The following is a 19,483-nucleotide window of genomic DNA, read 5'->3' as shown; positions in this document are numbered from 1 at the left end:
AGAGCAAGATTTTATAATTTGTTTTAAATGAAATTAGATTTGTTCATCTGATGGTTTCTGCATTTCATTCATGTGATAGGCAGCCATACTGTCTGATGAAATATTTGACATCGCAACAGTGAGTTTATTTTTTAAACCTGAAACAATTTTATCATCTCCATTCATTAAAGCTTTAAACCCATCTTCTGCAACTTCTTCAGGGGTCGAGAAATTTTCTTTATCCTCCATAATTTTGCTGCGGTTCATTTCGGCTTTGTTGAAAAAATCGGTATCGGTTGGTCCGGGAAGAAGTGCCGTAACGGTAATTCCTGTATCTTTTAACTCTTCACGAATTGCTTCAGACCATGAAAGGATAAATGCTTTTGTACCGTGATACACAGAATGCCACGGTCCGGGAGCTTTACTTGCAATAGATGCCAGATTCAAAATTTTACCTGATTTATGAGGAAGGCGGTCTTTCAGAAATAATTTAGTCAAAATCAAAACTGAGGCAATGTTTAAATTTACCATATCAATCTCACGATGAATTTCTGTATCCTGAAACTTACCATACAAACCTTGTCCGGCATCATTCACAAGAATTTCCGGACTAATCTTGCTTTGCTTTAAATCTGCATATAAAGAGTAAACTTCCTCTGTATGAAATAAATTTTTTGCCAGCGGAATCACATTGATTCCGAAACTTTTAAATTCATTTGCTTTTTGTTTAAGTATGTCCTGATTTCTTCCTACAATAACTAGATTGTAGCCTTCTTTAGCGAACAGTTTTGCCAATTCGTAACCTATACCGCTACTTGCACCAGTAATTAAAGCATATTTGTTATTTTGATCCATCGTTATTGTTTTAAATTTAAATAAATAAAAGCCACACGACAAGAGCTGTCGCATGGCTCTGTAAGAATTTAATCTTCCTGTTCTGCTTCAAAATTGATGTACGTTTCGGCAATTTCGGTAAGATTATAATCTGTATCTTCTTCTTCCTGAAGGGTTTTGTCTAAAAGATCTGCCGCTTTATCGTGTCCCATTGTAATCGCTAATTGAACAAGACCCCCATAGGTTGCAATCTCGTAATGCTCCACTTTTTGTGCAGCAATAATCAATGCAGCATCACGCGTCATTGTACCTTCCTTGGTAGATTTTATAACTTCTTCACCTTCTTTAATGATTCCTTCGATGGCATCACATTTTTTCTTTTCGGGTGTTTCATCGATAGATCTAAAAACTTTTTCGAGTCTGCTGATGTGTTTTTTAGTTTGAAGCTGATGATCTTCAAAAGCATCTTTCAGTTCTTCAGTTGTTGCAGCTTCCTGCATTTTTTCTAAAGCTCCTACGATAGCTTCTTCAGCATAATAAATATCTTTTAATGCATCTACAAAAAATTTATGCAGTGGTGCATTTTTCATCTCACTTTTTACAACAGTAGCATTGCCTGCTTTCATTGTAGAATCTTTTTCAGATTTATTTTCTGTTGCTGTATTATTTTCTGAAGCGTTACTTTTTGCTGCAGTTGCTTCAGTATCCGATGTTGTACTTGATTTGGTTGGCATAATTAAATATTTTTTAATTGGTTAAAAGACAGTCTCTTCAATACGAAAGAGACTGTCTGTAAAAAATTTATGAATTTCTTCTTCCTCCGAAACCTGATCTTCCTGAGCCTGAATTTGAACCTCTTCCGCCACCGTGAGAAGCCTGACCTCCCATTCTTGCGATTCTTGTTCTTTCTTCTTTACTCATAGAAGCAAATCCCTGTCTTCCTGAACCGGAGCTTCCGCCTCTTCCGGAATTACCAGAATTTCCGCCTCTTGAACTGCTTCCAGAGTTACCGCTGTTTGATCCACGTCCAGAATTTGAGTTTCCTCCTCTTGAACCGCTTCCTGAATTACTGCTGTTTGATCTTCCACGACCAGATCCTGATCCTGAATTTCCTCCTCTAGAACTGCTTCCGGAATTACTGTTGCTTGATCTTCCTCTTCCTGAACCAGAACCAGATCCTCCTCTCCCACCGTGAGAAGCTTCACCTCCCATTCTTGCAATTCTTGTTCGTTCTTCTTTACTCATTGAAGCAAAACCTTGCCTTCCTGAACCAGAATTTGATCCTCTTCCAGAATTACCGGATCTTCCACCAGAGTTGCCTGAATTTCCTGAACTACGTCCTGAGTTACCGCTATTTGATCTTCCACGACCTGAACCAGAGTTTGAACCACGAGAACTTCCTCCACCTGAGCTGAATCTGCCTTGGCTGTCTCTGTTTTGATTTCCATTTCCTGAGCGACCAGATCCAGATCTTCCACGACCTCTGTTATCATCATCGTCGTAATCATCATCGTAATCTTCGTCATCTTCATAATCATCATCGCTGTCATCCTCATCATCATATTCTTCATATTCTTCATCGTCGTAATCGTCATCATCATATTCTTCATCGTAATAATCTTCATACTCTGAAAAATCATCATCGTATTCCTCATCTTCTGTAGCATCGGTAAAACCGTGGTCATACCCTAATTGATAAATCTCTTCAAGTAAAGAACTGTTCTGAGACGAGCTGTTTCCCGAATTTCTGTTGTTTGAATTTCTGTTGTTCATAACTGATTTTTTTGACATTAATATTGAGTGATTATGGAAATTCCTGACTAGTATAGAACTTCCACATTTTTTGCATTGATTTTCTTCCTTGAGACTTATTAATAGCTCACGGTAAGTTTTATATTGAAATAATTATTGTGAATATTTGAATCCTACTTACAAATTCTATTGCAGGAAATATTCACATAGACAAAATTATCCTGATGACAATTTGCAGTATTTTATAATGAAATTTTGAAGATCCAAAACATCCTGCACGGAAACTTTGGACAGCAGAAACGCTGAAGCATCTAATGAGTTCATAATATATCTTGTTTGGTGTTGACCAAAGTTAGGACTATATTTTAGGAGATGGTTATGACCTTGGTCATAGCATCAAAAGTTCTAAGAAAATAATCTGGAGTCTACCCTACATTTGCTAAACTGTAACTGAAAGGTATGATAATCGTACATTTCAAAGTATTAAATCATTTCATTACATTTATTATAAGTACATTTTTGATTTAGTAATTATTTAAGTGAAAGGTAAAATAAAACGTTCTTTCATAAGTTTAGTATAAATAAAGTACTATCATACTTTTTCATAAGCAATTAAAAAAAAACTCAATTATCTACTAAAGTTACAAATTACAATAAAACACTAATAATCAACAACTTAAACACAAAAGATGTACAGGATTTATTAAAATTTAAGCTTGAAATTTAGTAAAACTGTCTATTCATGGTAGTTTGATGTGATGAAATTCTTGGAAAGATGTTCAAAAAAAAGATGTTGCAGCATTTCATTTTGTACAACTTTTGTACACCTTAGATTATATAATACATTGAATTTCAACAATATATTACTTTCTGTATCGGAAAGTAGGGAACTAAAACTTCTAAATATTTAATAAAAAAGTCTTTTAACAGTTAACTGTTTCAAAAGACAATGCAAAATTGACGGAAGATTTTATTTTAATTTTAATGTTTTTGAAGCTAATTTCCCATGAAAAAATTTAATATTATTTTTGTAATTATATTTAATATTTTCTAGTTCCTTTTTGTCTATTAAGTTAGTATCTATATCCATTTTTATTTTCAGATGATATCTCTTTTTATCGTCTAAAATAGGATATGTTTTGCCTCCTTTTATATTTGTAGAATCAATAAATGGAAGAGTAAAAATAACTGAACTTTGTGGAGATATTACTCTATGAATACGTTTCTTCGCCAATGTACTGTATTTTTCCATTTCTTTTATATCCTGTGGATTAAACGAACCATTTTCATTTAATATATATAAAGGATCTGAAGAAACTTCAACTTTAGCAGCTATATTTTCAGCACTCACTTCAGCAATTATAGGATTTTTACTCTTTGAATTATAATCAAGTTTAGGATTTTCAAAATAAAACAAATAGTGTTCATTTGTATTATTGTAAAGCTCGAACCGAACAGAATCATTTGTTGAAATCGAAGTATTTAAAATTTTAATTTCAAAATTATCTTTTTTGCAAGAGCAAAGGATGGTTGCCAGTATAATAAGTAATATATTTCTCATAATTCGTTTTAAATGTTCCTTTTTACCAAAAGAAACCATATACTTTTGAGTTTGTTTTTTTAATAAATCAACAAATCAAAAGTAACCGATATTCCCCATCATTTTCCACAGGAGCTCGATGAACACAAGGCAAAACTTTTTGCGAAGGATAATCTACCGCCAAACGCCAAAGATGTCCTATGCCTAAATTTGTTGGATTTGCATCAGGTCTGGCCTCATAATGAAGGTCGAAAAAGTTTTCTTTTAGAAAGTTTTCAAAGTCTTCTTCCGGACCGTCGTGCAATTGTTTAAGCTTTGCTCTGATTTCCGGAATTAATATTTTTTGTTTAACCTCATCAGTAGGTATAATATCGCTTGCTGCACCATAATACGTACATAGAAAAGTATCGGTACCAACTGGCGAGCGATCTACATGAAAAGAATATACATCTGTCGAAATGAAATCGAACTCCTCATCTTGTTCGTAATTTTTGAGTAAATTGAGTGAAGGCGATGCTCCAAAATCACTTAATAATTTTAGATCATTTAAGATAATTTCTCTTGCTAAAATACCATTTTCTGATAATTCTAAAGCCAAAAGATCTTCGATAGAAACTTCTGTAATGTTTTCTTTTAATTGCAGCTTATAAACAATTTCTGCAAAATCACCATTCAATTTTCTGCTCCAACAGATTGCGTTCATAGCTCCATGAAAGCTTGTATCTACAAGTTCGGAAAAAGAAGAAACTACTCCAACTTGATGGTTATCGGAAGATGTATTGTGCATATATTAAATAATTGTATGGTCGTTTAACTTTATGCAAAAATAATGAAACAACGTAAGACAAATATTAGATTGTAAACTTATTTTAGGACGGAACAATTTTAACAAAAAAAGCTGTCTCTCAGAGACAGCTTTCGTTTGATTTGATCGAAATAATTATTTTTTAATAATCTTTTTTACAGTAATTGTTTTATTTCCAGCTGACATAGCTTTTAATATATAAGTACCTTTTGAGAGATGAGATAAATTTAAATCTTTCTTATCTGACACGTACACTATTTTACCGGACATATCATATATAGATACATTGCTTAGTTTTTCAGTAGTATGGATATGAATGTCATTAGTAAACGGATTTGGATACAAATCTACATCAGTTTTATTTCTAATTTCAGCAGTAGCCAAAGAGCTTACAACATTTAAAATTCTTGCAATTCTATTTTTTCCGTTGCCTTTGTAATTGGTAAACACCCCTCCTATTAATACATTATTATTTGGGTCTAAAACCATTTTATTGATATTGTTATTTGTACCGCTACCAACATCAAATGTTGTATCCAGCGTAGCATCTGCATTCAGCCTCATGATTTTATTAGACAATGTAGTCCCGTATTTGGTAAAGGCGCCTGCTATAATCACTTTATTGTCTGGTTGTACAACAAGGGTTTGCACAGAACCGTCAATATTTGTTCCCGGAGCGAATGTAGTGTCCAGACTTCCGTTAGAATTTAACCTTGCAACTCTTGCATTGGCAATCCCGTTAAATGTTGAGAAGTTTCCTCCAATCAATATTTTTCCATCCTGCTGAACTGCTATTGTATATATCGGTAAATTAGTTCCCGTTCCTCCGGTGCTGAAGGATGTATCTATCGTTCCGTCGGTATTCAGTCTGAAAATCCTGCCTGTAGTTCCATTGAAAGAGGTAAATAATCCTGTTATAATCATTTTCCCATCTGTAAGAAGCATAATAGAAGAAATAGAACCGGAATTAGCGCCTGTTCCAATTGAAAAAGTAGCATCTATTGTACCATCGGTATTCAGTCTAGCGAGTCTGTTAATTGCTGTTCCGTTGTAATTGGTAAAGCTGCCTCCTACAATTATCTTTCCGTCATTTTGTACGGCAACTGCAGTAACAGAATTATTGAAACTTGTTCCTAAAGTAAGGTCGTTACTATAAGATCCATCAGCATTTATTCTTACCAGATTAGTTATATCATTTCCATTATATTTTGTAAAAGTACCTCCGGCAATAATTTTACCGTTGTTTTGTAAAGCTACGGCAGAAACAGTTCCGTTTGCACCTGCCCCATTCATATTAAATGATGTATCTAATGTTCCATCGGTATTGAGTCTTGCGATTTTATTCTTTACCGTTCCGTTATAGCTTGTAAATTCGCCGCCTATAATCATTTTATTATCGGGTTGAAAAACAATGGAGCTCACATTGCCATCTGCACCTGTACCTAAATTATAGGTGGTGTCTGGCGTTCCGTCTGCGAGAATATGAGCACAGTAGTTTTTTACCAAACCATTATACATATTAAATGAACCTGTAATAAAGATCGTACCGTCTAAATTGTCTATAATATTAAGTACAGAAGAATTTGCACCTGAATTTCCTGCATTATAGGTGGTATCAAGATTACCATCTGCATCTAACTTTACCAATCTACTCACTGGCACTCCGGCGTAAGAAGTAAAGTTTCCTCCTACAAAAAGTTTATTTCCTATCGTTTTTATAGCATAAACACCTGTATTTGCAGCATTATTAAAATTGAAAGTACCATCTAAAGTACCATCACTATTCAGCCTGCAAATATTTTTGAGGGTACCATTGCCATTGTAAGACCCAAAAGTTCCACCAACGAGAAGTTTACCTGTACTTAAGAGTACAATTTCAGAAACCGTATTGTTAAAGCCTTGTGATGTTCCGCTTCCGATAATAAAAGAAGTGTCTACGGTGCCGTCACTGTTTAATCTTGCAATTCTATTTACTGTAGTACCATTAATTGAAGTGAAGCTCCCTCCAACATAAATCTTCTGATTTGCAGCATCATACTCCATTTTATTGATTGATGCGCTTGAATTTCCGACTCCCGGACTTGAGACAAATGTGGCATCTAAAGAGCCATCAGCATTAAGCCTTGCAATTTTAACCGCAGTAATATTATTATAAGCACTGAAGCTTCCACCTATCAAAATTTTTCCGGTAGGTAAAATCACAATATTATCAACTAAACTATTGCCGCTTGGTCCTGCTCCTACACCTGAAAATGTACTGTCTAAAGTTCCGTCAGAATTTAGTCTTATGATTCTGTTAACTGTAGCTCCGTTGTAGCTGGTAAAGCTTCCGCCAATAATTATTTTACCATCAGGCTGCTCAGCGGCTGAATAAACATAAGCATTTACTCCTGTTCCACTGTTAAAGGTTGCATCAATGCTTCCATCGGTATTAATTCTTACTATTCTTCCTAAAATACCATCATTGTATGAAGTGAAATTACCCACCAGCAATAGTTTACCGCTAGATAATTTTAAAGACTTCGAAATATTTCCGTTGGCACCATCACCAGCACCATTACCCGAATCTGCAGTATTAAATGTTGCATCTATATTACCAGCCTGCGAAAAGTAGAAATTGCAGGTTAACAGTAGAAATAAAAGTATGTATTTTCTCATCGTTTATTAGTTTTTAATTACTTTTTTTGTCGATTCGTTTCCTTTTTTGTCCAAAATACGAACCCAATAAACTCCTTTTTCGAATGAAGAAAAATCAAGCTGACGTGTTTCCTTAGAAGCATTGATCAACTGTCCTGCTGTATTATATATAGTTAACGATGAAATATCTTCTTTAGATTGAATGTGTAAAACAGATCGTACAGGATTAGGGTAAACAGACAAATCATTTTTATCATTTTTTACCAAATCGTTTGTAGAAAGGAAAGATGAGAAGTCATAATTCTGTGCATACGGACTGGTAATCCCCGTTCTGTTCTCAGTCCAAGTCACAATAAACTGATTGTTTAAGCCTTTGTTAAGATAAATATTTCCTTTTGCAAAAGCTGATGTTCCGACCCCTACACTACCTCCGGGAATAATAAATGTAGAAGGTGTATTTTCGTTTAAGATGGTTAAAGAAATAGTTGTAGCATTAGCGCCATTATAATTACTGTCAATTGTGGCAAAAACAGGTTTTTCTCCAAGCATTTTCAAAGTACTCGTCGGTTGCTTTGAAGTTGGTGTTACCGGATAAATTTCCTGCGCACTATCAGATAAAAGTCTGGCACCTGTATTTTTATCGAATTTCTGAACAAATGAACCAATGGAGCCTTGTCCACTTGACGTGAGTCGAGATAAAGCCCAAATATAATTAGAACCGGAATTCATCGCAATAGAGGTATTAAACTCAAAATATTGGTTTGTAGTCGCAAAATCGACCCCGTTAATTCCCCATGGGATAGTTCCGTCAGCAGCAATTTTTTGCAGAAAAGAATCTGTTCTTGAACTGTTTGCCCCGGAATATCCTAAATATAATATATCATTATCCTGCACACAAGTATAATTGGTATTAGAAAAGGTAGTTCTGTCAGAAATCTTTGTTGGAGCTGCTAGCATCGGGGCTCCGGTAGTACTGTTATATTTTTGTGCAAAAAAATTAGAATTGGAAGTTGTTATTGCTGTTTTTGCATGAAAGAGTGCCAAAAAACTACCGTCAGAAAGCACTGCACCTTCACCAAGGCTGGTTACGTTGTAGCTTACCGGAGCTGGAATAGTTTGAGTGGCAGGCCACAATAAAGTTTTACTTGCGTCATATTTACCCAAAACTCCCAATCCGTTCTGAAACGAACTTACATATACGTTAGATGAATTCTTATCCGTAAAAACTTTAGGAAAATACGCTGCATTTCCTAACGGTAATCCATCCGAACCCCACAATTCTGTACCTGCAGGTGAAATTTTGTGTACAAATCCTCTTTGGCTTCCACCCGTTTCCATAAAAGCAATATAAAAATTATTATTGCTATCGATCGCCGTATTATATATTGAAGTATAGGATGACATATTGAGTGGGAAATCTCCACCGGCATGAACTTCCATTCCAGTAGGTCCAAATAGTTTATTTCCATTTTCATCCAATAACTGCACATACAATTTAAAATACTCGGGAGCAGGTTTTGAAACCCAATATGACAAATAAGTTTTACCGTCCGAAGTCGTTTGTGAATTTGAAGCCAATACCGATGCATCCGAAGCAATTGTATTTACTGCATAATTGTTTGTCCACTGTGCTTTACTTGCAACTGCTGCTAAAAGCGCTAAAAAAAAGAGAGATTTTTTCATATACCTGTTGATTATTTCAAACAACAATACAGCTTAGGAAAAAACAGGGCAAATTTATAGCTACATCAACAGCACTCACTTTACAAAGCAAACCACCTACTTACCACACACCTGAAAATTTAAATCTGATAATCAATCAATTAACTTGATAGATATTCGACAAAATAAACATGATTATATTAGTAATTTTTTACTTTTAGAATTTTTAATGATTATTTTCAATACTAAAATTATGATATTTACCAGATTAAAGTCATTAATCAACACATATAAAAACGAAATACTACTCTTACTAAATAAAATTCTTTAATATCAAAGTTACTTTGTTAAATACACATTTAATTATATATTATTTGGAACCTCGGTTTTTATCAAATAAATGGACTGGTATTCTATTTTTAGTCTTAAAATTTCAGACAATTCTTTTTTATTTACATAACATCTTTTATTATGACTTTTTAGAAGAAATTTATAAATTGTAAATATTGATAAAACTTATTTCGTTTTCATTTTACCATTTTTAAACCTTTCGCTTGCAGTTTGATAATAAGAGATTGTTTCAGAAACAAGATCTTTATTTTTAAAGTTAACTTCCTGCAATGATTTGTCGGTTCGGGAAACGGTAAACTGCTTTACTCTTTTTCTGTCGTCAATTTGAGTAAAAAGATCATTCCGAAGTAAGCCCAGAGTGCGGTAATTCCCTATAAAAGCCCTCTCCTCTCCTATTTTGGTTTTATTAATGTCTTTTCCGTACCAACTGGTATCGTATGACCAATTCAGATACCCGAACAGCGAAGGCATAAGATCAATCTGAGAAGTAAGTCTATTGATTTCCTCAGGTTTTTGTTTAAGATTATAGATAATCGCAGGAATATGATGTTTCCCAATATTTATTTCCCATTTTCCTGCGCTGCTTGCACAATGATCTGCAACCACTACAAAGACTGTATTTTTAAACCAAGGTTTTTTCTTTGCATCGCTGATGAATTTTCCTAATGCATAATCTGTATATTTTACCGCTGCGTTTCTGTCACCTTGCGGAAGATCAATTTTTCCTTTTGGAAATGTATAGGGTTTATGATTAGAGGTAGTCATTAGAAACTCAAAAAACGGTTTATTTGAATTACTTTCTTTATCTGCATATTTTATTGCCTGCTTGTATAGATCTCCATCACAAATTCCCCATGCATTTTCAAAACTCACTTCGTCATCTTTTATCTGAAAACGTTCGGTCTTTATACTCTCCGATAAAGGATTTCCTCGATTTCTGTCTACAATCGTAAATCCTTGTCCGCCGAAAAAATTATTCATATTATCAAAATAACCGTCACCACCATAAATGAAGTAAGGCTGATATTTTTTATCTTTTAAAATGGTTGCTACAGAAAACAAATTCTGGTTATTCGGTCGTCTTACGATACTGTTTCCCGGAGTTGGCGGAACGCACAAAGTGAGAGCCTCCATACCACGCACGGTTCTGGTTCCTGTTGCATAAAGATTGGTAAAGAAAATACTTTCTTTTGCCAATTGATCGTAATTGGGAGTAAGATGATCTTTATTCCCGAATGTACTTAGAAATTCTGCGCTAAAGCTTTCAATAGCGATTACTACGATATTTGGTTTTTGCTCTCCATTACCTTTTGTAAGTCTCGAAATATCATCAAATTTCGCTGAGGAATAGCTTTGATTTTCCTGTAAAAGATTCTGCTTTAAAATTGAATATGCTTTTTTATCTGAAATTTTAGGATAAAAGGTTTCATAATCCAGTTCATTTGATCTGAAAGCTGCTATAAATGAAAATGCACCGTTTTTTCCAAGTTCATTGTCTACAAGATTATTACTGAAATCTGCATATTTGTTTTTCATGAAAAATCCCAAAACAATTGTCAAAACCAAGACAGGACTCACAAAAAATGCTCGTTTTTTTAATTCTATATGATCTGAAAAGGTCTTTCTGAATATTTTGAATTTTGTCAGAAGAAAAAACGTCAAAGCGACCAACCCGAACAATATGGCGATAAGCAAAGGTAACGGATAAGACTGATTGATGTTTTCTACAACTTCGTAAGTGTAAATTAAATAATCAACTGCAATAAAATTAAATCTAACTTCAAACTCGTCCCAAAACGGAATTTCCGCAAGAAGACTGAAATAAATGACCAAGAGAATAACCGCTAAATAAAAATAAGTAAAAGCTTTGTCAAATAAAGAGCCTATCCATTTTTTTGGAAAAATCAAAAGGTAAAGAAGGTAAAGAAATAAGAATAATGACCCCGAAATAAAATCATAAAGAAAACCTGTGAAAAATATTCTCAGAATATAAACAAAATTAAAATCTACATCTTTTGATGACCATAAAAAAAATACTAATCGTATTAAAAACGACAATAAAATATATAAACTTAGAATACTGAAAAATGCAGAAAATCTACTGTTAAATGCCTTTCCTGTAAGGTTTGAAAGTTTTTTTGAGAACATGCTTTACTTTTTTAAAACGTAAAGATGTTTCTCAATTTAGAATTAATTTAGAATTTTAAAAATTCACTGTAAAAATATGTTGATCATTTTCAAATGTGTAAATAATTTCCCAATTCTGAAATTTGCAGATTTCATAGATAATGGCAAGCCCTAAACCGCTTCCGGTACTGTCAGCAGAAAGTCTGGAGAATCTTTTAAACAAAAAATCTTCATTAAGCTTTTCCGTTCCTGAATTTGTAATTTGAAAAGAAGAGTCTACCAATTTCATATCAATAATTCCATTTTGTGTAGTATGCCGTATTGCATTAACTATTAAATTATTGATCAAAACTTCCGTTAAACTCATGTTTCCATTTACAAAAACTTCCATTTCAAGAGAAGAATGTACTTTAATATTTTTTTGATGAAAATGCTCTTCCAGCATTTCACAGCTTTGCTCAATTACCTTATTAAACAAAATATTTTCAGATATATCAAACTGACTGTTTTCAATTTTGGCAAGCAGCAAAAGATTTTTATTGATTCTGGAACTTCTGGTCAAAGCCTTGTTGATATCTTCTACAATTTCATATTGTTTTGAAGTTAAATCTTCATTCTGAAGAAGAATATCCAATTTATGCTTAATAATTGCCAAAGGAGTCTGCAATTCGTGAGAAGCATTTTCAGTAAATTCCTTTTGAGTTTTATAGACCGAGATACTGTGTTCTATTAATTTAGATAGTGACTGGTGAAGCTCCTCAAACTCTGTAGTATCGGTTTTTTCAAATTCTATTTTACTTTGATGGTTCAGGTTGAAGTTTTTTAGTTTTTCTAATGTATTTCTGAACGGATTCCAAACCACTACCGACAGTCTTCTGTTGAGAAAAAGAAGTCCCACAACAATAATTGCAAAGAAAAATGCCGTATTGAGCGCAATAGCAGCAATAGTTTCACGAGATTCTTCGATATTGGTCTGTACCGTAAAAAGAAAGGGTTTGTTGTTGATGTAAACTACTTTTTTCAGACAACGATATCGTTCTATTTCAGGTTCGGCAGCAAAAGTTTCGGCTTTTTCTACGGTAAAATATTCGTCATTTTGCGGAACTTCTGCTTTTATGTTTTCAATATTTGTCTCCGGCTGAATGCTGTTCCAAAGTTTAATACTTTCGTGCAACATTTCATTAGAAAGCTTCAGGTGATTAAATTCATAAGCTGTTTTTTCTGCAATAGTTTTGTTATGCTCATCAAGCTCATTCTGCCAAATCGTATCTACAATAAAATAATAAACAGGAATACTCATTAATAAAATTACGAGTACATAGATAATAAACGGTTTGGTGGTTTTACTTAAAAGCGGTTTCATTAAAAATTATAAGTTATGAATTATAAATTATAAATTTTTCGATTTGTTATTATAATGGCGCTACGAATCATTTTTAATATTTCTAATGTATAACAATGTGTTTATATAGTTTTACAATTCTTATTGCAAAAAATAAAGCTCTTATCTTTCAAAATATTCTTTTTATCATTCATAACTCATCATTTATAACTCATAACTAATTATCACCCCATTTATAACCGGTTCCGTAGACTGTTTTAAGATAATGTTCGCAACCTGCATCATATAATTTTTTCTTGAGGTTTTTTACATGAGCGTAGACAAAATCATGACTGTCGAGCATGTCTGCCAAATCTCCTGAAAGGTGCTCTGCCAGAGTACTTTTAGAGATTACTTTATTTTTATTTCCTATAAAGTAAAGAAGCAGATCAAATTCTTTTTTTGTAAGATTAATATTTTTATCGTTAATCATCACCGTCTTGGCCAAAAGATCGATCTGAAGCTCGTTCTGAACGATAATATTAGAATTGTTAAATTGTTTTCTCCTGATGATCGAGTAAATTCTCGCCATGAGTTCAGAAAGATGAAAAGGCTTCGTCAGATAATCATCTGCTCCCAATTGTAAACCTTCGATTTTATCTTCTAAAGCATTTTTTGCCGAAACAATAATGACACCGTCTTGTTTGTTTTGTTTTTTTAATTCTTTCAAAATAGTAAGCCCGTTTCCATCGGGAAGCATGATGTCTAAAACAATACAGTCGTACTGGAACATTTCTATTTTATTCATTGCCTGCTTAAAAGTAGTGGCAAATTCACACAAATAGATTCCTCCCGAAAGATATTCTGCAATACTTTTAGACAGTTCTATTTCGTCCTCGATGATTAAAATTTTCACAGCATCAAATTTAATGATTCATTCCCGAGGAAATTATGAATTAAAAAAGTAATAAAGATAAGATTTAAAACTTATCAATCTGCAGAAAAATATTACCGATAACAACACCTTGCAAAAACTACAAAATATTTTAATCAAAAATCCGTAACTTTGCGCTCTACGAAAAATTTTATGGAAAGTATTCAAGTTCACGACAAAACTTTTGTTCCCTATTTAAAGGATGCCGAAATTCAGGAAATTGTAAAGGCAACCGCTCTGAAAATCTATGAAGATTATAAAGATGAAGTACCTGTTTTCATCGGTGTTTTAAACGGTGTTATCATGTTTTTCTCTGATCTTCTTAAACATTATCCCGGGCCTTGCGAAATCGCTTTTATTCAGATGAGTTCTTATGCAGGAACAGAATCTACAGGTATTGTTTATCAGAAAATGGAATTGACGAAAGATGTAAGAGATCGTCACATCATTCTTGTAGAAGACATCGTAGACACAGGAAATACTGTTGAAAGTCTTTTTAAATATTTTAATGAGACCCAACGTCCTAAGTCTGTAAAAATTGCTTCTTTCTTATTGAAACCTGAAGTTTATAAAAAGGATTTTAAACTGGATTATATTGGAAAGGAAATTCCAAACAAATTTGTTTTGGGTTATGGATTGGATTATGATGAACTAGGCAGAAACCTATCGAATCTATACCAATTGGAAGACGGACAAATCAACCATTAAACGCTGTAGGCTAGGAGCTCACAGCTTTTAGCTTAAAAAAGTAAAATAAAGAAATAAATTTAATAATAACTAAAAAAGCTGAAAGCAAAGTTGCAAACCGCCAAAAGCAGTTGCCAATTGCCCAAAGCAAAACAACATTATGATAAACATTGTTCTGTTCGGCCCTCCAGGAAGTGGAAAAGGTACTCAAGCGCAAAACTTAATCGAGAAATTCAATTTAAAGCAAATCTCAACAGGTGATCTTTTCAGATTCAACATGAAAAATGATACCGAATTGGGAAAATTGGCAAAATCATATATCGATAAAGGAGAATTGGTTCCGGATCAGGTAACGACAGATATGCTGATTGACGAAATCAGAAAACCAAGCGATGCGGCAGGATTTATTTTCGACGGATATCCCAGAACTGCAGTGCAGACAGAAGCTTTGGAAAAAATAGTAAAAGAAGAACTGAATGATAAGATTGATGTTTGTCTTTCTTTAGTTGTTGAAGACACTATTTTAGTTGAAAGATTACTGAAAAGAGGTGAGATCAGCGGAAGATCAGACGACAGCAATGTAGAAATCATTGAAAACAGAATAAAAGAATACTACACAAAAACAGCAGAAGTAGCCGAGCTTTACAAACAACAAGGTAAATATGTAGAGATCAACGGTGTTGGAGAAATCAACGAGATTTCTGAAAAACTTTTCGCTGAAGTAGAAAAAATAAAATAAGGAATTAGGGTTTAGGAATTAGGTAATAGTTGTTTACGCTAAATCCTAAGCTCTAAGCCCTAAATCCTAAGTTAAAAATATATGTCAAATTTTGTAGATTACGTAAAGATTCATTGTAAAAGCGGTCATGGTGGCGCAGGTTCTGCCCATCTTCGTCGTGAAAAATATATTCCCAAAGGTGGTCCTGATGGTGGAGACGGAGGCCGAGGTGGCCACGTGATCATGAAAGGAAATGCCCATGAATGGACTTTACTTCCGCTTCGTTATACCCGTCACATAAAAGCTGAGCGTGGACAAAACGGAGCAAAAAACCAGTTAACAGGAGCGTACGGAGAAGATGTTTACATCAATGTGCCGATCGGAACTATTGCTAAAAATGAAGATGGAGAAATTGTAGGCGAAATATTGGAAGATGGCCAGGAAATCATTCTGATGGAAGGCGGTAAAGGTGGTAAAGGAAATGAATTTTTCAAATCATCAACCAATCAAACGCCACGTTTTGCACAACCGGGAATGGATGGTCAGGAAGGTTACATCATTTTCGAGCTTAAAATATTAGCCGATGTCGGTCTTGTAGGTTTCCCAAATGCCGGAAAATCTACTCTACTAGCCTCTGTTTCTGCAGCAAAACCTAAAATTGCCAATTACGCATTTACAACTTTAACGCCCAATTTAGGAATCGTTGATTACAGAAATTACAAATCTTTTGTAATGGCAGATATTCCGGGGATTATTGAAGGCGCTGCAGAAGGTAAAGGTCTTGGCCATAGGTTTTTAAGACATATTGAAAGAAATTCGATCTTATTATTCTTAATACCTGCAGATTCTGAACATCATTTTCAGGAGTTTAAAATTTTGGAGAATGAATTGAAAGAATATAATCCTGAACTTTTAGATAAAGACTTTATTATTTCTGTTTCTAAAGCCGATCTTTTAGACGATGAATTGAAAAAAGAAATTTCCGCAGAATTTCCAGAAAACAAAAAACCACTGTTTTTCTCGGGTGTTACCGGAGAAGGTTTAGTTGAATTAAAAGATGCTATTTGGAAACAATTGCACGGATAGAAAATAATATTTATCAATATTTATAGAGAAGCTTTCGGGTTTCTCTATTTTTTTATTCGCTATTTTGGAATACTTATTGAAACAATCATTTCAAATAAAAAAAACAATGAAATATCTATTAAGTCTCTTTTCAATTATTTTTCTTTTCTCATGCACTACTCAGAAAATGTCATCGTCAAAATATTCAACCATAGAATATGAAGCGGGTGCATGCTTTGGTTCTTGTCCCATTTATAAAATGACCATTAACGCTGACCGAACAGCTGTTTTGGAAGCCGAGCATTTTAATTTTTCTAAAGGATTTTCAAAAGGAGAATTTGATAAACCCAGAGAAGGAACTTTTAAAACGACTATAAAAGAAGCAGATTACAAAAAACTTATTACACTTCTTGATGGTCTAGACCTAAAAAGTCTTAATGATAAATATGGCTCACGTAATATTACCGATTTATCTACATCTTATTTAAGAGTAAAATTTAATGATGGATCATCTAAAAACATTGAAGATTACGGAAAACGAGGAACTGAAAAACTGAAGACTGTGTATCAATTTTTTGAAGATCTGAAGCACAATCAGCAGTGGGAAAAAGTTCAATAATTGTATTTAAAATTATTTACGCTATATTTGCAGTATATTTCGCGGCATTCTCAGCCAAATAGTAATTAATATTACTTAAAAACTCTGTTAATCTTTTTAGCAGATCTGCTAAAAAATGATGAAGTATACTGCTTCGACCGCATTATTTTAATACGCAATATATATTTTGTTATTTACAGACTTAAAACTTATTAAGCCCATCTTGGATGCGCTTCAAAAAGAAGGTTACGAAAAACCAACACCTATTCAGGAACAAGCGATTCCATCAATTTTAGAACACAGAGATGTTCTGGGTACAGCACAAACAGGAACCGGTAAAACTGCTGCTTTTGCCATCCCGATTCTACAGAATCTTACAGAAAGAAAAGGCCCAAAAAGTAATCATATAAAAGCATTAATTCTTACTCCAACAAGAGAATTAGCTATTCAAATTGAAGAAAGCTTCAATGCATACGGAAAAAATTTACCATTAAAACAGTTGGTGATTTTCGGTGGTGTAAAACAGGGAAATCAAGTTGCAGCTTTGAGAAAAGGTGTTGATATTTTGGTAGCAACTCCTGGAAGATTGTTAGATTTTATTGCACAGGGAATTATTTCTCTTAAAAATCTTGAAATTTTTGTTTTGGATGAAGCCGACAGAATGCTAGATATGGGTTTTGTACATGATGTAAAAAGAATTATTAAACTTTTACCTCAAAGAAGGCAAACTCTTTTCTTTTCTGCAACAATGCCGACTGAAATTCAAAAATTAGCAGATTCTATCCTGAATACACCAATAAAGGTATCTGTAACACCAATTTCTTCAACTGCAGAAACAATTAAACAATCTGTTTATTTTGTTGATAAGGATAAAAAACTGGATCTTCTTTCTCACATTTTAGAAAACAACATCAAAGAATCTGTTCTGGTATTCTCAAGAACAAAACATGGTGCTGACAAGATTGCTAGAAAACTTCAGTCCGCAAACATAGCAACAGAAGCGATTCACGGTAACAAATCTCAAAATGCGAGACAAAATGCTTTGAATAATTTTAAATCAGGAAGAACGCGTGTTTTGGTAGCTACAGATATTGCAGCGAGAGGTATTGATATTGATGAACTGAAATATGTTATCAACTTTGAGCTTTCTGATGTTGCAGAAACCTACGTTCACCGTATCGGAAGAACAGGCCGTGCAGGAGCTGAAGGAAGTTCTTTATCTTTCGTTGATGGTTTAGATTTACTTAATCTTAAAGATACCGAAAAACTGATCGGAATGAAAATCCCCGTTGTAAAAGATCATCCTTATCACACCGATAATTTGGTTGTTGAGAAAAGAGATTCTAACAATAAACCTTTTACACCGAGACCCAAACCGGCAAATGCAGGTCAACAAAGAAAAGATACAGGTTTTAAAAAACCAAAGAATAAAAATAACTTTTCCAGAAATAAATAAACAAGAAAGCCTTCCGATTTTGGAAGGCTTTTTTATTGTATCTATTCTAATTGATTATTAATTAACCTGAGTTAGGGTTAAAGAAAGCTTAAAAATAATTGACCATCATTTACTTTTTTCAAGTTTAATGATGGTTTTTTTGGGAAAAAGCAATATGCTGAAAGACTTCCCAAAATATTCATCATAAAATTATTCACGCTTCGATGTCTGGTGTGTTCCACTTGGCAGTGATTCTTTAATTCATCATTTATCGTCTCAATGATGGCTCTTTTTCGAAGCAAAATCTTGTCTTCCATTTTCATGATATGATTTTTCATATTCTTACGAAGCTTTGTGAAAAGCTGGATTCCATCAGCAAAAAGCATCTCCCAGAGAGCCTTGGAAAGATATCCTTTGTCGGCAAAGAGTTTTCCAAAAAGCTGCTCTGTCATTTTTTTAATATGTTTCGGATTTCGGTCATCAACATTTCCTTTCGTTAAATAAAAAGATAGAAGTTCTCCTTTTTCATTACAAACCAAATGCAGTTTAAACCCATAAAACCAGCCCATTGAAGATTTTCCGCGTTCTGCCAAACCTTTGAAAACTTTATGATTGTGTATCCTTTGGTTTCTACAAACCTTCAAAGTGGTACTGTCCATAAAGCTTATTCCCGTGCATTTACCCAAACATTTTTCTTTCAGAAACAATGCAAAAACCACAAAACTTCTTTGCTGAAGTTCTATAAATCTATTGTAGGAAAGGGCTTTTGGAAACAAATTTTTCCAGTAGCCACACACTATTTCCTGGTAGTAATGCTTAAATGTTTTGTGTGCACCGAGATGAAAACCGATCATGATGGTAATGATTTCAGAATCGGACATCATAGATCTTCTGTTTCTTCTCTTCTTTTGATCTCCCAGCGCCTGAAACTTCATTTGTTTGATTTGGGAATCAAATTCTTTACAAAAATCGTCAACTTGTACAAAAATATTTGTAATTTGGTCTTTCAGAATCATAAGCAATAATTCGTTTAAACAT

Annotated in this window: 16 protein-coding genes; 5 read left to right on the top strand and 11 right to left on the bottom strand. The window is 33.7% G+C overall.

Going from position 1 to position 19,483, the window contains the following annotated elements; genetic code table 11:
- Positions 1–33 precede the first annotated feature (33 nt).
- The 10 genes from EG358_RS07880 to EG358_RS07835 all read right to left on the bottom strand — a co-directional run bounded on the left by EG358_RS07880 (position 34) and on the right by EG358_RS07835 (position 13,924).
- Positions 34–834, bottom strand: coding sequence for an SDR family NAD(P)-dependent oxidoreductase (locus EG358_RS07880; RefSeq protein ID WP_076561547.1), 801 nt, complete (start codon positions 832–834; stop codon positions 34–36).
- A 68-nt stretch (positions 835–902) separates the two neighbouring features.
- Entirely contained in the window at positions 903–1,547 is a 645-nt protein-coding gene (locus EG358_RS07875) for a YciE/YciF ferroxidase family protein (RefSeq protein ID WP_115596414.1), read from the bottom strand.
- A 67-nt stretch (positions 1,548–1,614) separates the two neighbouring features.
- A complete protein-coding gene (locus tag EG358_RS07870) occupies positions 1,615–2,586 on the bottom strand; it encodes a KGG domain-containing protein (protein WP_123890051.1) in 972 nt (323 codons plus the stop codon).
- 949 nt (positions 2,587–3,535) lie between these two features.
- Positions 3,536–4,126, bottom strand: a complete 591-nt coding sequence (locus tag EG358_RS07865) for a hypothetical protein (RefSeq protein ID WP_123890049.1) — start codon at positions 4,124–4,126, stop codon at positions 3,536–3,538.
- A 67-nt stretch (positions 4,127–4,193) separates the two neighbouring features.
- Entirely contained in the window at positions 4,194–4,892 is a 699-nt protein-coding gene (locus EG358_RS07860; RefSeq protein WP_076561544.1) for a DUF1826 domain-containing protein, read from the bottom strand.
- Between the two features lie 153 nt (positions 4,893–5,045).
- Positions 5,046–7,568, bottom strand: coding sequence for a T9SS type A sorting domain-containing protein (locus tag EG358_RS07855; RefSeq protein ID WP_076561543.1), 2,523 nt, complete (start codon positions 7,566–7,568; stop codon positions 5,046–5,048).
- Positions 7,569–7,574: 6 nt separating this feature from the next.
- Positions 7,575–9,230: a T9SS type A sorting domain-containing protein gene (locus EG358_RS07850; RefSeq protein WP_076561542.1), complete on the bottom strand. Its 1,656-nt coding sequence runs from the start codon at positions 9,228–9,230 to the stop codon at positions 7,575–7,577.
- Between the two features lie 495 nt (positions 9,231–9,725).
- Complete coding sequence (locus EG358_RS07845; RefSeq protein ID WP_076561541.1) at positions 9,726–11,708, bottom strand: LTA synthase family protein; 1,983 nt, start codon at positions 11,706–11,708, stop codon at positions 9,726–9,728.
- A gap of 55 nt (positions 11,709–11,763) precedes the next feature.
- Positions 11,764–13,050, bottom strand: coding sequence for a sensor histidine kinase (locus tag EG358_RS07840; RefSeq protein WP_076561540.1), 1,287 nt, complete (start codon positions 13,048–13,050; stop codon positions 11,764–11,766).
- Between the two features lie 196 nt (positions 13,051–13,246).
- Positions 13,247–13,924, bottom strand: coding sequence for a response regulator transcription factor (locus tag EG358_RS07835; protein ID WP_076561539.1), 678 nt, complete (start codon positions 13,922–13,924; stop codon positions 13,247–13,249).
- Positions 13,925–14,095: 171 nt separating this feature from the next.
- On the opposite strand from EG358_RS07835, the gene EG358_RS07830 reads away from it, so the two are divergent.
- From EG358_RS07830 to EG358_RS07810, 5 genes are all read left to right on the top strand, one after another.
- Complete coding sequence (locus tag EG358_RS07830; RefSeq protein ID WP_076561538.1) at positions 14,096–14,650, top strand: phosphoribosyltransferase; 555 nt, start codon at positions 14,096–14,098, stop codon at positions 14,648–14,650.
- Between the two features lie 139 nt (positions 14,651–14,789).
- Positions 14,790–15,368, top strand: coding sequence for an adenylate kinase (locus EG358_RS07825; RefSeq protein WP_076561537.1), 579 nt, complete (start codon positions 14,790–14,792; stop codon positions 15,366–15,368).
- A gap of 81 nt (positions 15,369–15,449) precedes the next feature.
- On the top strand, positions 15,450–16,433 hold the full coding sequence (obgE, locus tag EG358_RS07820; protein WP_076561536.1) for a GTPase ObgE: 984 nt from the start codon (positions 15,450–15,452) through the stop codon (positions 16,431–16,433).
- Positions 16,434–16,539: 106 nt separating this feature from the next.
- Positions 16,540–17,031: a DUF6438 domain-containing protein gene (locus EG358_RS07815; RefSeq protein WP_076561535.1), complete on the top strand. Its 492-nt coding sequence runs from the start codon at positions 16,540–16,542 to the stop codon at positions 17,029–17,031.
- A gap of 166 nt (positions 17,032–17,197) precedes the next feature.
- On the top strand, positions 17,198–18,466 hold the full coding sequence (locus EG358_RS07810; protein ID WP_076561534.1) for a DEAD/DEAH box helicase: 1,269 nt from the start codon (positions 17,198–17,200) through the stop codon (positions 18,464–18,466).
- Positions 18,467–18,543: 77 nt separating this feature from the next.
- Here EG358_RS07810 and EG358_RS07805 read toward each other — a convergent pair whose 3' ends face one another.
- On the bottom strand, positions 18,544–19,461 hold the full coding sequence (locus tag EG358_RS07805; RefSeq protein ID WP_394337935.1) for an IS982 family transposase: 918 nt from the start codon (positions 19,459–19,461) through the stop codon (positions 18,544–18,546).
- Positions 19,462–19,483 lie beyond the last annotated feature (22 nt).

This window comes from Chryseobacterium indoltheticum (genome assembly GCF_003815915.1).
GTDB classification, from domain to species: Bacteria; Bacteroidota; Bacteroidia; order Flavobacteriales; family Weeksellaceae; genus Chryseobacterium; species Chryseobacterium indoltheticum.
The sequence above is the reverse complement of the archived record's forward strand: the minus strand, read 5'-3'. Positions and strand labels throughout refer to the sequence as shown.